The sequence below is a fragment of the Vibrio sp. VGrn 2 genome, from assembly GCF_009361695.1.
Classification (GTDB): domain Bacteria; phylum Pseudomonadota; class Gammaproteobacteria; order Enterobacterales; family Vibrionaceae; genus Vibrio; species Vibrio diabolicus.
In genome coordinates this window covers 471416-486045 of record NZ_RBWD01000002.1, presented here as the reverse complement: position 1 = coordinate 486045, position 14630 = coordinate 471416, and the positions used below count along the sequence as shown (strand labels likewise).

At 44.3% G+C, this 14630-nt stretch carries 12 protein-coding genes; 9 read left to right on the top strand and 3 right to left on the bottom strand.

The window, feature by feature from the left end; genetic code table 11:
- Positions 1-22: 22 nt before the first annotated feature.
- Both miaE and D8S93_RS06085 read right to left on the bottom strand, forming a co-directional pair.
- Complete coding sequence (gene miaE / locus D8S93_RS06090) at positions 23-793, bottom strand: tRNA isopentenyl-2-thiomethyl-A-37 hydroxylase MiaE (protein ID WP_152812446.1); 771 nt, start codon at positions 791-793, stop codon at positions 23-25.
- Positions 794-890: 97 nt separating this feature from the next.
- Positions 891-1655 (bottom strand): DNA repair protein, encoded by a 765-nt coding sequence (locus D8S93_RS06085; RefSeq protein WP_152812444.1) that lies wholly within the window; start codon positions 1653-1655, stop codon positions 891-893.
- A gap of 313 nt (positions 1656-1968) precedes the next feature.
- Between D8S93_RS06085 and cysB the strand changes: the two genes are divergently transcribed.
- Complete coding sequence (gene cysB, locus D8S93_RS06080; protein WP_152812442.1) at positions 1969-2943, top strand: HTH-type transcriptional regulator CysB; 975 nt, start codon at positions 1969-1971, stop codon at positions 2941-2943.
- A gap of 53 nt (positions 2944-2996) precedes the next feature.
- Positions 2997-4193: a methyltransferase gene (locus tag D8S93_RS06075; RefSeq protein ID WP_006742884.1), complete on the top strand. Its 1197-nt coding sequence runs from the start codon at positions 2997-2999 to the stop codon at positions 4191-4193.
- Positions 4194-4286: 93 nt separating this feature from the next.
- On the opposite strand, the gene ald is transcribed toward D8S93_RS06075, so the two are convergent.
- On the bottom strand, positions 4287-5411 hold the full coding sequence (gene ald, locus D8S93_RS06070; RefSeq protein ID WP_152812440.1) for an alanine dehydrogenase: 1125 nt from the start codon (positions 5409-5411) through the stop codon (positions 4287-4289).
- A gap of 156 nt (positions 5412-5567) precedes the next feature.
- Here ald and lrp point away from each other — a divergent pair, with 156 nt between their 5' ends.
- The 7 genes from lrp to D8S93_RS06035 all read left to right on the top strand — a co-directional run bounded on the left by lrp (position 5568) and on the right by D8S93_RS06035 (position 14510).
- Positions 5568-6062 (top strand): leucine-responsive transcriptional regulator Lrp, encoded by a 495-nt coding sequence (gene lrp, locus D8S93_RS06065; RefSeq protein ID WP_005378234.1) that lies wholly within the window; start codon positions 5568-5570, stop codon positions 6060-6062.
- Positions 6063-6214: 152 nt separating this feature from the next.
- Positions 6215-9268, top strand: coding sequence for a DNA translocase FtsK 4TM domain-containing protein (locus D8S93_RS06060; RefSeq protein WP_152812438.1), 3054 nt, complete (start codon positions 6215-6217; stop codon positions 9266-9268).
- Positions 9269-9342: 74 nt separating this feature from the next.
- Entirely contained in the window at positions 9343-9969 is a 627-nt protein-coding gene (lolA, locus tag D8S93_RS06055; protein ID WP_139060898.1) for an outer membrane lipoprotein chaperone LolA, read from the top strand.
- Positions 9970-11325 carry a replication-associated recombination protein A gene (locus D8S93_RS06050; RefSeq protein WP_193621584.1) on the top strand — a complete coding sequence of 452 codons (1356 nt, stop codon included), beginning with the start codon at positions 9970-9972 and terminating at the stop codon, positions 11323-11325.
- Between the two features lie 91 nt (positions 11326-11416).
- Positions 11417-12724 carry a serine--tRNA ligase gene (serS, locus tag D8S93_RS06045; protein WP_152812436.1) on the top strand — a complete coding sequence of 436 codons (1308 nt, stop codon included), beginning with the start codon at positions 11417-11419 and terminating at the stop codon, positions 12722-12724.
- A 203-nt stretch (positions 12725-12927) separates the two neighbouring features.
- On the top strand, positions 12928-13797 hold the full coding sequence (locus tag D8S93_RS06040; RefSeq protein WP_152812434.1) for a peptidoglycan-binding domain-containing protein: 870 nt from the start codon (positions 12928-12930) through the stop codon (positions 13795-13797).
- Complete coding sequence (locus D8S93_RS06035) at positions 13797-14510, top strand: hypothetical protein (RefSeq protein WP_152812432.1); 714 nt, start codon at positions 13797-13799, stop codon at positions 14508-14510. The genes D8S93_RS06040 and D8S93_RS06035 overlap by 1 nt, the downstream gene beginning before the upstream one ends.
- The last annotated feature ends 120 nt before the right edge of the window (positions 14511-14630 follow it).

Here is a 14630-nt window from a genome sequence, read left to right as displayed (position 1 = left end):
CAATCTTGGGAGAATATGCTCGCTAGGCTGGAATACCACTATGGAACTTAAAATCTGTATCTGGCGTAGAAATTAAATCTGCCTCAACTCGGCCAAAATAGGCTATGCGTTCGCTGATCTCTTTCCCCGCGATTTGCTCTGCCAATACAAGATAATCTTGATAGTGGCGTGCTTCTGAGCGCAGTAAAGAAACGTAGAATTTTGCGATATCGTCATCCATATGTGGTGCTAGTTTGGCAAAACGCTCACAAGATCGGGCTTCGATGTACGCACCAATGATGAGCTTATCGATCAGCGTTTCCGGTTCATGAGTCTTCATATGCGAAATGAGCCCTTTAGCATAGCGACTTGCGGGAATATTTTTATACTCAATTCCACGACTTTCCATGATCTCTAAAACTTGATAAAAGTGGTGTAACTCCTCTTTAATCAAAAGCACCATTTTATCGATCAAATCTTGGCTGTACGGTGAGTTTGACTTAGCCATGATCGCTTTGGAAATATTGCTCTTACCTTTTAAAGTTTCTAGTGAGCCTACATTGCGATAAGCAAAATCTTCATAGGGTTTAAACCAGTCAAGCAGAGCATGTGAACTGGATTGGTCAACGGCATACTTACGAATTAAAAACATCGCAGATTGGCCAGCTTTTAGCTCACACATTAGGTGGTCTAATAAAATGGTTTGAAGGTTTTCTGGTTTCTTTGCTTCCTCTACCCATTCATCAGGTGTGCTGCATTGCAGAAATTGGTTAATGGGAGCAAGAAGATCTTGATAGGCGTCTAGATTCATCATTTTAGTTTTAGTACTTCACATTCTAATTGGGCATATCCGCTATCTTACGGATAGAAAAAAGGCTGCGATTGCAGCCTTTATTGACCTTAAGTGAATGTTACCACTTTTTCTTCTCGCCGAAGAGTGCTTCCATGTCATTGTCGCGCTCTTTATCGGCGATCTGCTGCATTTCAGCATCACTTTTATCTTGGCGTTTTTTATCTAGGTCGCCCAACATGTCTTCAAGCTTCTGTTTCGCTTGAATCGAGTAGGGGTCGCTCTTTGTACTCAATGCATCGATACCTTTGCGTAGCAGTTGAAGTGCTGTGCCAGGTTGACCTCGAGCAATAGAGTCGTTTGCTCTTTTGATGACGTTTTCGATGTTGATACGAATCTGCATCGTTTCTAAACGCGCATTTTCAGCGACATAAGTCTGGGTGTCGATACGGCCTTTATTGTGTTCGTTACGGATAGTATCGCGAAGGCGCTTCACCAACTTAAGCATGACGATGGCTTGTTTATCACTGCTCGGCATTTTGAACGTGGTACTCTCGCCAGTGGGACCATTCTCTTTCAGTTGCTCAATCTGTTGCTTCATGTTTTCGATACGTTGAACAAGCTGCTTATTCTTCGGGTCAAGCTCATGCATGCTTTCTAGCGCGTCAAGAATACGATTGTTTAGACATAGCAACAGCTCCTTGCTAAAAGGGATATGGTGCGCATGACCAATCAACTCTTCAGTGCCATCAATCAAGGCAACATAGCGTGCGGACTCCTGTCTTTTCGCAGTCTCTACCTTGACCTTATACTGCAACATAATGTTATAGCCTAGGATCAACACCAGTAGGATGGCTACCAAAGCGATTATTAAACCAATATTCATATCTTTGCGTCTGCTTTACTTTTCTACGGCTAGCGTTAAAGAATACATGAATCTTATCTTACTCGGCACCCTATTTGTTTGATTATTTTGTCTCTCCCACGTTTTAGCTACTGATAGAAGTCACATCATAGAAATTCAGTCATTTATTGGCTCAACTTTGTGCATATTGTTTCTATGTTGAGGATTATCAGTATGTGATTGAGGTATAAGTTAGAAATTACTGTTCATTTCGATTTGAACGCGTTATAACTAATTATTATATCGCTCGTCCGAGTGGCCAATAAATTCTCTCATGAACAAGTAAGGGATTACGATGAAACTGCAGCAGCTGAAGTATATTGTTGAGGTTGTAAACCATAATCTGAATGTATCCGCGACGGCAGAAAGCTTGTATACCTCTCAGCCAGGTATCAGTAAGCAGGTTCGGTTGCTGGAAGATGAGTTAGGCATTCAGATTTTTGAACGTAGCGGTAAGCACTTAACACAGGTGACACCTGCTGGTGAAGAAATTGTACGTATCTCTCAAGAAATTCTCGCTCGTGTAGAAAGTATCAAAGCTGTAGCAGGGGAGCACACCCACCCAGAAATGGGGACGCTGAATATCACCACGACACATACGCAAGCGCGTTATGCTTTGCCGGATGTCATCAAAGGTTTCACTTCTCGCTACCCAAAAGTGTCATTACACATGCATCAAGGTACGCCGTCACAAATGTCTGAGGCAATTGCTAAAGGTACGGCGAACTTTGCGATTGCGACAGAAGCGCTTCACTTATATCAAGATGCCATCATGCTGCCTTGTTATCACTGGAACCGTTCAATTGTCGTGCCTAAAGATCATCCATTAGCGAAGAAAGATAAGGTAACGATCAGCGATCTTGCCGCTTATCCATTGGTCACTTATGTGTTTGGTTTTACGGGCCGTTCAGAGTTAGATACCGCATTTAATCGTGAGGGTTTAACCCCGAAAGTGGTGTTCACTGCAACTGATGCGGACGTTATTAAAACGTATGTTCGCATGGGTATTGGTGTTGGTGTGATTGCGAGCATGGCTGTGGATGAAGAGCAGGACAGCGATTTAGTCGCAATAGATGCGAGCCATTTATTCGGGGCTAGTACGACAAGTATTGGCTTCCGTCGCGGCACATTCCTGCGCTCATACATGTTCGATTTTATGGAACGCTTTGCTCCTCATTTAACTCGCCCAGTGGTAGAGCAGGCGATTTCGTTGAAATCTAATGCAGAAATCGAAGAGATGTTTAAAGACATCGAGCTCCCGGTGAGATAACACTTCATTGATGTTTCGATTCCCTCTACAATGCGCTCGTTGTAGGGGGAGTTATGAAAACGCAATTTCAATTTATTAATGACTGCTTATTGGAAAACGAATCGCTATGGCGGTTTGAACCATTTAAAAGTAGCATTCACACCTCATTACCTTGGCAAGAGCAACACCCTCAGTTGTGCCAGTGGTTAGTGTCTCTTTCTCCCTCTCAAATCGAAGAGTATAAAGCGGAACCTGAACTCGCCTTAAAAGCGATAAGCGCGTTCGTGCCTCAACTCGAACAACTCGCTTATCACACGCGTTTAGAGTCTTTAACCTTAAATGGTTTGGCACTCGCTCGTGGTTTAGACAACGGCATTCCCGGACGTAAGCTGGAGCAAATCAGCTCGATGGGTGAAGCTGCAATTCAACAACACTGTGGCGAAGAATGGTTAGAGTGGTGTTCAGGGAAAGGTTATTTAGGACGAATCCTAGCAACACAAACCGATCAGCCTGTGACCAGTTTCGAATATCAACAAGCACTGTGTGATTCAGGGCAACAAGCTGCGAATGAACACCATTGGAAAATGACGTTTATTCAAGGTGACGCGTTTGATAGCAAAGCAAAAGCGGTATTCAAGCCAACGCAACACGCGGTGGCACTGCATGCGTGTGGTGACCTCCATGTTCGTCTAATGCAGTACGGCAGTGAGAATGGGATTGCTGCGATGACCATCTCACCTTGTTGTTATCACTTGATTCAGTCGGAACAATACCAGCCGATGTCGAAACCGGGGAGGGTTTCTTCTCTCTCATTGTCTAAGCAAGAACTGCGTATCCCGTTACAGCAAACGGTGACAGGGGGGGAGCGTGTACGTCGCCATCGTCAGCAGGAAATGGTGTTTCGTCTTGGCTTCGATTTGATTACTCGACGAGCGTTAGGCATGGCAGAATATCAACCTGTCCCCAGTATTCGTAAGTCGCAATTAAGTGAAGGCTTTGAATCTTTGTGTCGCTGGGCGGCGGAGCAGAAAGGTATCGTTCTTTCTCAAGAAATCGATTTCGATCATTTTGAAAAGTTAAGCGAACAACGCTTCTGGCAAATGGAGAGAATGAGCTTAGTGCAACTGGTTTTTCAACGTCCATTGGAGATCTGGCTCGCATTGGACAAAGCACTTTATCTTGAAGAACGTGGTTATCGTGTTAGATTGTCAGAGTTTTGCCCTAAATCAGTTACACCTAGAAATATTTTAATTTGCGCATATAAGAATTAGTTATTTTTTATAGCTAAACGCTCTATATGAAAAAGCCCACTTATGCGTGGGCTTTTGTAAACAAAACGTGACAAATTGTGTTTTATTTTGTCATTAACTGAACATAGCGATAGCTTGAGTTGGTTCAACGTATTCCAAGTCAAAGCTTTCTGCTACTTCTTTACATGTTACTTTCCCGTGAATAACGTTTAGACCTTCAAGGAAGCCTTTGTCTTCTAGAAGTGCCTCACGGTAGCCTTTGTTTGCGAGTTTCACAATGTAAGGGAGTGTTGCATTGTTCAATGCGAAAGTTGAAGTACGTGCAACCGCACCAGGCATATTTGCTACGCAGTAGTGAACCACTTCATCAACGATGTAAGTTGGATCTGCGTGGGTTGTTGCGTGAGATGTCTCGAAACAGCCACCTTGGTCAATAGCCACGTCAACCACTGCCGCACCAGGTTTCATCTTAGCAATGTGCTCTTTTGTTACCAGCTTAGGCGCTGCTGCTCCAGGAATTAGAACGGCACCGATAACAAGGTCAGCTTCTAGAACATGCTTCTCGATAGCGTCTTCAGTAGAATAAACCACTTTAGCGCGACCTTGGAATTCTTCGTCAAGCTTACGAAGTGTATCTACGTTACGGTCTAGAATGGTTACGTCAGCGCGAAGACCAACAGCCATACGAGCTGCGTTTGCACCAACAACACCACCACCAACGATGACGACTTTCGCTGGCTCAACACCAGGTACGCCACCTAGTAGCAGACCACGACCGCCGTGTGATTTTTCCAATGTTTGCGCGCCAGCTTGGATAGACATCCGACCTGCCACTTCTGACATTGGTGCTAACAGTGGCAAACGACCCATATTATCTGTTACAGTCTCATAGGCTATACAGACAGCTTTGCTCTTGATTAGCTCATCAGTTTGTGGAAAATCTGGTGCTAGGTGTAAATAAGTAAATAAAATTTGCCCTTCGCGGAGCATTGCTCTCTCTACTGCTTGGGGTTCTTTTACTTTTACAATCATGTCTGCTTGCGCGAATACGTCTGCAGCATGAGGGAGAATGGATGCGCCGACAGCGATGTAATCATCGTCTGAAAAACCAATGCCGGCACCTGCATTGGTCTCAACTAAAACTTGGTGACCATGTGAGATGAGTTCTCTCACGCTTGCTGGGATCATACCAACACGATATTCGTGGTTCTTGATTTCCTTAGGTACGCCAATGATCATCCTGTATCCTCTTTCTATAATGGTTGTATTAACTGTTTGTAGGGTGTTATTGTCGAATTAATAACTAGTATAGTTATAGATTTGTAAAATTTGGCACCAAATATTAAAAAGTTGTAGTATATTTTTTTGCAAGGAAGTAATAAGGTGGAATAAAAAATGGCAGACAACTATAAAAAGCCGTCCAAGGAACTAGACCGTATCGACCGCAACATTCTTAATGAACTGCAGAAAGACGGTCGTATTTCAAACGTTGAGCTTTCAAAACGTGTGGGACTTTCTCCAACGCCATGTTTGGAGCGTGTACGTCGCTTAGAGCGTCAGGGTTACATCACAGGATACACTGCATTATTGAATCCGCAGTTCCTGGATGCGTCACTATTAGTATTCGTTGAGATTACATTAAACCGTGGTGCGCCGGATGTATTTGAGCAGTTTAACTCAGCTGTTCAAAAGCTAGACGACATACAAGAGTGTCATCTTGTATCAGGTGACTTTGACTATCTTCTTAAAACCCGTGTATCAGATATGGGTGCTTACCGCCGACTATTGGGCGATACGTTACTACGCCTACCTGGCGTAAATGACACTCGCACATACGTTGTAATGGAAGAAGTGAAACAATCTAACCAGCTTGTGATCAAAACTCGTTAATTTCTTGCAAAGAAAGCGGTATATGCTTCCGCTTTCGCCAGAGAGTAATTGGGTTTTTCTCTTTGATATGGTTAAATCAATTTACCGAGCGGCTTGATGCCGCTCGGAATGTTTTGCAATTTCCTATTTCATTTCCATATTCAAGTTGATTTATGTTCAAAGAGAACGCAAAGAAAGTCGAAACCATTATCAAAACCAGTGAAGAGCCCCAGTCTTCACGCTTAAATGGCTTCCAACGCTTAAAAGAGTGCTGCTTTATCGTTGGCGTTCTTAGCTCGGTATTGCTTGCGGTTGCACTATTTACCTTCAGTCCGGCCGATCCTTCCTGGTCCCAAACCGCATGGGGAGGGGAGATCGACAATGCTGGTGGCCTTTTCGGCGCTTGGCTTGCGGACACACTATTCTTCACATTTGGCTCTCTCGCTTATCCCATCCCTTTCTTGCTAGCTGCGGCTGCATGGGTGATTTGCCGTAAACGAGGAGAAGATGAGCCAATTGATTTCATGTTATGGGGTACGAGGTTACTCGGCCTTGTCGTCCTTATAATGACGAGCTGTGGTCTAGCCGATATTAATTTTGATGATATTTGGTATTTCTCGTCCGGTGGTGTCGTCGGGGACGTGTTGTCTAGCCTAGCTTTACCTACATTGAATGTACTTGGCACGACATTGGTACTGCTGTTCTTATGGGGAGCGGGTTTTACTCTCTTTACTGGCATCTCATGGCTTAACATCGTTGAGTGGCTTGGAGATCGTGCATTAGCGCTAATTGCGGCGCTTGCAAATAAGATAAGAGGCTCTGAGCAAGAAGTTTTAGAACCTCAGCTAGATGAGTTCGTGGAAGATAAAGTCTCTACGCCTAGACATAACGTAGACCATGACATTGATGATGAACCGCTTCCTCATTTAACGGCGTTCGATGTCGATGAGCCGAAAGAATCGGCGCCTGCGCATGAGTATCCTATTTATATGCCGCAAGCTAAACCTGAGAAACCAGCGGAACAAATGATGGTGGAACCGACGCCACCACAACACAAGGCTACGGTTAATGCTGCGCCAGTTTATGATCAACCTGAGCACCAAACGCAACCTGTCCATGCGGTGAATACTGATAACGTTGATCCGCTTCTGGAGCGTACCAAGCAGCTGAATGTCACGATAGAAGAGCTTGAAGCTGCAGCGCAACAAGCAGATGACTGGGGAACTGAAGAACAGGTAGCCCCATCATTTGCAGACACTTACTCTTCCTATGTAGAGCAACATACAGCTACAGAAGAACCGAACAGTGTTGAACCAGATTATGCGGAGTACGAACAATTTGAAGCAGAGCAAGTACAGCAGCCAAGTATTGAGCATCCTGTGCATGAAGAGCCTGTAATTGATTCCGCTGCGCTAGATAGCATCACGGAGCAAACAGAATCGAGTCAACACATTGAACCTACGATCTCTGATTTTGACGTGTTAGACGATGAAGACGAAGTGGAGTCACAGTCTGTACAACAAGTACAGCCAGCTCCAGCAACACCTCATCAGCAAGTGGCAACACCTTCAACAACATTTGAACCTGCACTTCAAAAAGCGGAGGTTGAAGAGGTTCAAGACGGCGACGAAGATGTAGCGGCATTCCAAGACATGGTTTCTAGTGCGCAAGCCAAAGTAGCAGCGACACAGAACCCATTTTTGGTACAGAAAGAAGAAAACTTGCCTGTTCCAGAAGAACCACTTCCAACGCTCGAGTTGCTTTACCATCCAGAAAAACGCGAAAACTTTATCGACCGTGATGCTCTAGAGCAGGTCGCTCGATTGGTTGAGAGCAAGCTAGCGGACTACAAAATCAAAGCCGACGTGGTGGGGATTTATCCTGGCCCAGTGATCACTCGTTTTGAGCTTGATTTGGCGCCGGGGGTAAAAGTAAGCCGTATTTCTGGTCTTTCAACTGACTTAGCTCGTGCATTGTCTGCAATGGCTGTACGTGTTGTAGAAGTAATCCCAGGCAAGCCTTACATCGGTTTGGAACTGCCAAACATGAGTCGTCAGACGGTCTATTTATCTGATGTAATCAGTAGTCCTCAGTTTGAGCAAGCAACGTCACCAACAACGGTTGTGTTAGGTCAAGACATTGCGGGTGAAGCTGTTGTGGCTGATCTCGCGAAGATGCCTCACGTGCTAGTAGCAGGTACAACCGGTTCTGGTAAGTCGGTGGGTGTGAACGTGATGATTTTGAGCATGCTGTATAAAGCTGGCCCAGAAGATGTACGCTTCATCATGATTGACCCGAAAATGCTAGAGCTTTCTATTTACGAAGGTATCCCTCATCTTCTTTCTGAAGTTGTGACTGATATGAAAGACGCATCAAACGCTCTACGTTGGTGTGTGGGTGAGATGGAACGTCGTTATAAATTGATGTCGGCATTGGGCGTTCGTAATGTGAAAGGCTTTAACGAGAAGTTGAAGATGGCAGCAGAAGCAGGTCACCCAATTCATGATCCATTCTGGCAAGAAGGCGACAGTATGGATACGGAACCGCCATTGTTAGAAAAACTGCCTTACATCGTTGTTGTTGTCGATGAATTTGCTGACCTGATGATGGTGGTTGGTAAGAAGGTAGAAGAACTGATTGCACGCTTGGCACAAAAGGCGCGTGCGGCAGGTATTCATTTAATTCTTGCGACTCAGCGTCCATCGGTGGATGTTATCACGGGTCTGATTAAAGCGAATATTCCAACTCGTGTTGCGTTTACGGTATCGACTAAAACAGACTCCCGTACGATTCTAGACCAAGGTGGTGCAGAATCACTGCTTGGTATGGGTGATATGTTGTATCTACCGCCGGGCTCAAGTCATACAACTCGTGTCCACGGTGCATTTGCATCAGATGATGATGTTCATGCTGTTGTAAACAACTGGAAAGCGCGTGGTAAACCGAACTACATTGAAGAGATCATCAGCGGAGATCAAAGTCCAGAAAGCTTATTGCCAGGTGAGCAAATGGAAGCGGATGAAGATGTGGATCCACTCTTCGATCAAGTCGTTGAGCACGTAGTTCAGTCACGTCGAGGCTCTGTTTCTGGCGTACAGCGTCGATTTAAGATCGGTTACAACCGTGCCGCCCGTATTGTTGAGCAACTCGAAGCGCAAGGTATCGTGAGTGCACCGGGTCACAACGGTAACCGCGAAGTTTTAGCTCCTGCGCCGCCAAAAGATTAATGAACTTGTTTTACTCACTTCAGTCCAACTGAGGTGAGTAACTTTAGGTCTTTGACCCTCTGATAGGTATCTGAATGAAAAAACGATTTTCAGCGAAACTTTTCTCAGCGCTAGTTTTAAGCGTTTCTTTCTTTTCAGCTGCGAATGCAGCATCTCCAAAAGATGAGCTCAATAAACGTCTCGCAATGAACGAGGGTTTCAGTGCCGATTTCTCCCAACAAGTGATCAGCCCTGAAGGTGAAACGGTAATGGAAGGTGAGGGCACGGTTGAAATCGCTCGTCCAAGTTTGTTCCGTTGGAGTACGACTTTCCCAGATGAAAACCTTTTAATATCTGACGGTAAGACGTTGTGGTATTACAGCCCATTCATTGAACAAGTAAGCATTTACTGGCAAGAGCAAGCGACCGAGCAAACACCATTTGTGCTGTTAACTCGCAATAGAGCAAGCGATTGGGATAACTATAAGATTTCTCAGAAAGGTAATGAGTTTACGCTCATTCCAACGGCAATTGACTCTACTCAAGGCCAATTCCAAATTAATATTGATACAAAAGGCGTAGTGAAAGGCTTTAACGTCATCGAACAAGATGGTCAGAAAGGGCTGTTTACTTTTAGTAATGTTAAGCTTGGTAAACCAAAGGTAGACAGATTTACATTCACAATTCCAGATGGCGTGGAAGTGGATGACCAAAGGAATTAATTGGTAGTGAGTAATTACACGTTAGATTTCTCAGGGGACGAAGATTTTCGTCCCCTTGCTGCTCGTATGAGACCACAAACTATCGAACAGTATATTGGACAGCAGCATATTTTAGGTCCGGGTAAACCCCTACGCCGAGCGCTAGAGGCTGGACACATTCACTCGATGATTTTGTGGGGACCACCAGGCACAGGCAAAACGACATTAGCGGAAGTGGCAGCAAACTATGCCAATGCCGAAGTTGAGCGTGTATCTGCGGTGACGTCTGGCGTTAAAGAGATCCGTGCTGCGATCGACAAAGCGCGTGAGAACAAAATGGCAGGTCGCCGCACTATCTTATTCGTGGATGAGGTGCATCGCTTTAACAAATCACAACAAGATGCGTTTTTACCGCATATTGAAGACGGTACGGTTACGTTTATCGGTGCGACCACAGAGAACCCTTCGTTTGAGTTAAACAACGCATTACTCTCGCGTGCTCGCGTTTACAAGTTGACTTCTCTTGACCAGAGCGAAATATCGCTGGCGCTTGATCAAGCGATTAACGACAAAGAGCGCGGCTTGGGTAATACACCAGCAAATTTCGCCGATAACGTACTAGATCGCCTAGCAGAGCTAGTGAACGGTGATGCTCGCATGTCTCTTAACTACCTTGAGCTGCTATACGATATGGCAGAAGACAACGCGCATGGTGAAAAAGAAATCACGCTTAAGTTGCTTGCGGAAGTGGCGGGAGAAAAGGTCTCTCGCTTTGATAACAAAGGTGATATCTGGTACGACTTAATCTCTGCGGTTCACAAATCCATTCGTGGTTCAAATCCAGACGCCGCTTTGTATTGGGCTGCACGTATGATCGCCGCAGGTTGTGATCCGCTCTACATCGCTCGCCGATTACTTGCGATAGCATCGGAAGATGTTGGCAATGCGGATCCTAGAGCCATGCAAGTTGCACTCTCCGCGTGGGACTGTTTTACCCGTGTTGGTCCGGCAGAAGGTGAACGTGCGATTGCACAGGCGATCGTTTACTTAGCGTGCGCGCCAAAAAGTAATGCGGTGTACGTGGCATGGAAACAAGCGCTCACAGATGCTCATAACTTACCTGAATATGAAGTGCCTCATCACCTTCGAAATGCACCTACCAGTTTGATGAAAGACATGGGTTATGGAGCAGAGTATCGTTATGCTCACGATGAGCCGGGTGCCTATGCAGCCGGTGAGCAATATTTGCCACCAGAAATGGCGGATCGTAAGTATTATCAGCCAACAAATCGCGGTCTAGAAACCAAAATCGGCGAAAAGTTAGATTACTTGGCTAAATTAGACGCAAATAGCCAACAAAAGCGCTATGAAAAGTAGGCGTTTTTGGATACATTTGTTCAGTAAATTTTTTTAACGCGTACGCTTGGAAAGTGCGCGTGATTTCACAACAAAAAGCATAGGATTAACAATGCTGGATTCTAAATTACTTCGTACAGAGCTGGATGAAACAGCTGCTAAACTGGCGCGTCGTGGCTTTAAGCTAGACGTAGAGACTATTCGTAAACTTGAAGAACAACGTAAGTCCATTCAAGTAGAAGTAGAAAATTTACAATCCACGCGTAACTCCATCTCCAAACAAATCGGCCAAAAAATGGCGGCTGGCGACAAAGAAGGCGCAGAAGAGATCAAGAAACAAATCGGTACTCTAGGTAGCGATCTTGATGCGAAGAAAGTTGAACTTGAGCAAGTAATGGCTCAACTAGACGAATTCACGCTTTCTGTACCAAACATCCCAGCAGATGAAGTGCCAGATGGCAAAGACGAGAACGACAACGTTGAAATCTCTCGTTGGGGTGAGCCTAAGACTTACGACTTCGATTTGAAAGACCATGTTGACCTAGGTGAAATGGGTGGCGGTCTAGACTTCGCAAGTGCAGTTAAGATCACTGGCGCACGTTTCATCGTGATGAAAGGCCAATTTGCTCGTCTACACCGTGCAATTGCTCAGTTCATGCTAGATCTTCACACAGAAGAACATGGCTACACTGAAATGTACGTACCTTACCTAGTAAACACTGACAGCCTATTCGGTACTGGTCAGCTTCCTAAGTTCGGTAAAGACCTTTTCCACACAGAGCCTCTAGCGGAAAAAGTAAACGACGAAGAACCACGTAAACTGTCTCTAATCCCTACGGCAGAAGTACCAGTAACGAACCTAGTTCGTGACACGATTTCTGACGAAGCGGATCTACCAATTAAGATGACAGCTCACACGCCATGTTTCCGTTCAGAAGCGGGTTCATACGGTCGTGATACTCGTGGTCTGATTCGTATGCACCAGTTCGACAAAGTTGAGCTAGTACAAATCACTAAGCCAGAAGATTCAATGAACGCACTAGAAGAGCTAACAGGTCACGCTGAGAAAGTTCTACAACTTCTTGAACTTCCTTACCGTAAAGTCGTTCTATGTACTGGCGACATGGGCTTCGGCGCTCGTAAAACTTACGACCTAGAAGTTTGGGTTCCTGCTCAAGAAACTTACCGTGAAATCTCTTCATGTTCTAACATGTGGGACTTCCAAGCTCGTCGTATGCAAGCGCGTTTCCGTCGTAAAGGCGAGAAGAAACCTGAGCTTGTACACACGCTAAACGGTTCTGGTCTAGCTGTAGGTCGTACAATGGTTGCTATCCTAGAAAACAACCAAGAAGCAGACGGCCGCATTGCAATCCCTACAGTACTTCAGAAGTACATGGCAGGCGCAACGCACATCGGTTAATTCATTAACCACTAGAACATCAAAACCCAGCCTCTGTGCTGGGTTTTTTGTTATCTGCGTCGAGTGAAAATACGTTGTTATGTAAATATTGGATGAGGTATTGCATAGTTGACCTAAATTATTGAAAACAATTCTTAATGATATTTTTCTAAGCTTTATTGGGCATGACAATCTCCTCCAAAATTTAAAAAGGAGGTACTTTCATGGCTTCAATAAGAATAAGCGGCTCTGTTGGCTTGGGTGGTAAAAATGTGGATGCTGATATTCGTACGGTACAAAGGTCTATTAACCAATTGCTTGGTTCTTTAAAGGGAGTAAAGGAGCTTAAAGTGGATGGGAAACTAGGATCTAGACCGGAAAACTCCAAGACTGTCGCCGCAATTAAAGCTTTTCAGAAAAACCTTGTTGGGATGGCTCGTCCAGATGGAAGGATAGATGTGAATGGAAGAAGCCATCGTAAGTTGACACAGGCTATCACGGTTTTGAGCGCGAAGAAGTCTGTGCCTGTTTCATCCTCCCTCAAAATGAAGCTCAAGATTAAATTAGAGCAATATGAGGGAAGAGTGGAGCATATGTATTTGGATACCAGAGGTTACGTAACTGTTGGGGTAGGTAATATGTTAAGTGATGTTACCGCAGCAACAAAGCTCCCGTTCGTTCACAGTTCTACAAATGAACCTGCTACTCACGATCAAATCAAGGAAGAGTTTTTGCGTGTTAAGGCTCGACCTTTTGGTGAATCCGAGCCTGCTTCAAGGTTTAAGCCCTTTACAGTCCTCAAATTAACTGAAAGTGTGATGAACGAACAGGTAGCACATCACATACAGTCGTTCGAAAAAGAGCTTAAGGTTATCTATGGAGATAAAGAGTTTACATCTTATCCGGATAACGTAAAACTGGCGCTTTTTGACATGATATTTAATTTAGGTATGCCAAAACTTAAAGACACTTACCCGAAATTTAATGGACATATTCGAAACGGAAACTATCAGCAAGCAGCCCTCGAGTCGAAAAGAAATGGTGTTCAAGCAGAAAGAAATGCTTATGTAGCAAACTTATTGAGGTCCCGTTAATGAAAACAATCTTAATTGTATTAGCCTTATCTTCTTCAAGCCTAATCGCTAAACCAATATCGATAGAGCCATTTTATAGCCCTTATAATAATTCTGACCGTTTTTTCGTCGATAAGGTGAACTTCTTAACTCAAGATGATATCAGAGCAGTTTATGATGCAGAGTGGTATTTTGAGTTCCCTTTAAAGTCCGCGTCTGGCGAGGTTTCAGTAGCTAAAAGCTGTGCTGAGCTCGAGCAAAAAAGCCAAAACAAGATCAGCGCTAAAATTGATTCAGAACACTCTGCGTTAATGGCAACAAAAGTATTATGTGACTCATGGAAAGTGATGGGTGCTCTCAAACCATCTAATGCTTCTTACATACCAGACGGTATCATTAGTGAGAGCCTTCCGGATATATCTCCGTCAGAATTGAGCTTTATAATTTCTGATGAACAAGTGAGAAGATCTAAAGAAGTACATCGATGGGCTGATATGGATAAGATCACTAGTTTTGAGCGATTGAATGACTTTCAGGCAGTATTTTATGATAACTCCGATGGTTATCAAAAGGTGACTCTGCTGGCAACTGGAGATTACAATGATGACGGCTTGGAAGATGTAATATTGTTGAAAGAAAATAGTGTGTTAAGCGGAAGCTATACTTCTACACATGGGTATGTACTTTCAAAGCTCCAAGAGAATGGCTCATACGAGCTAATCAAAGAATGGTAATTGATTTTAAGTTTTCTACTTTTACTTACATGTAATAGTGTTTTCTAACTCGCCCTAATTATCTTGTTATCTGTAAGCGATATAGTCATCCATCTTAACACGGTAAGTAGATTTTTCTCA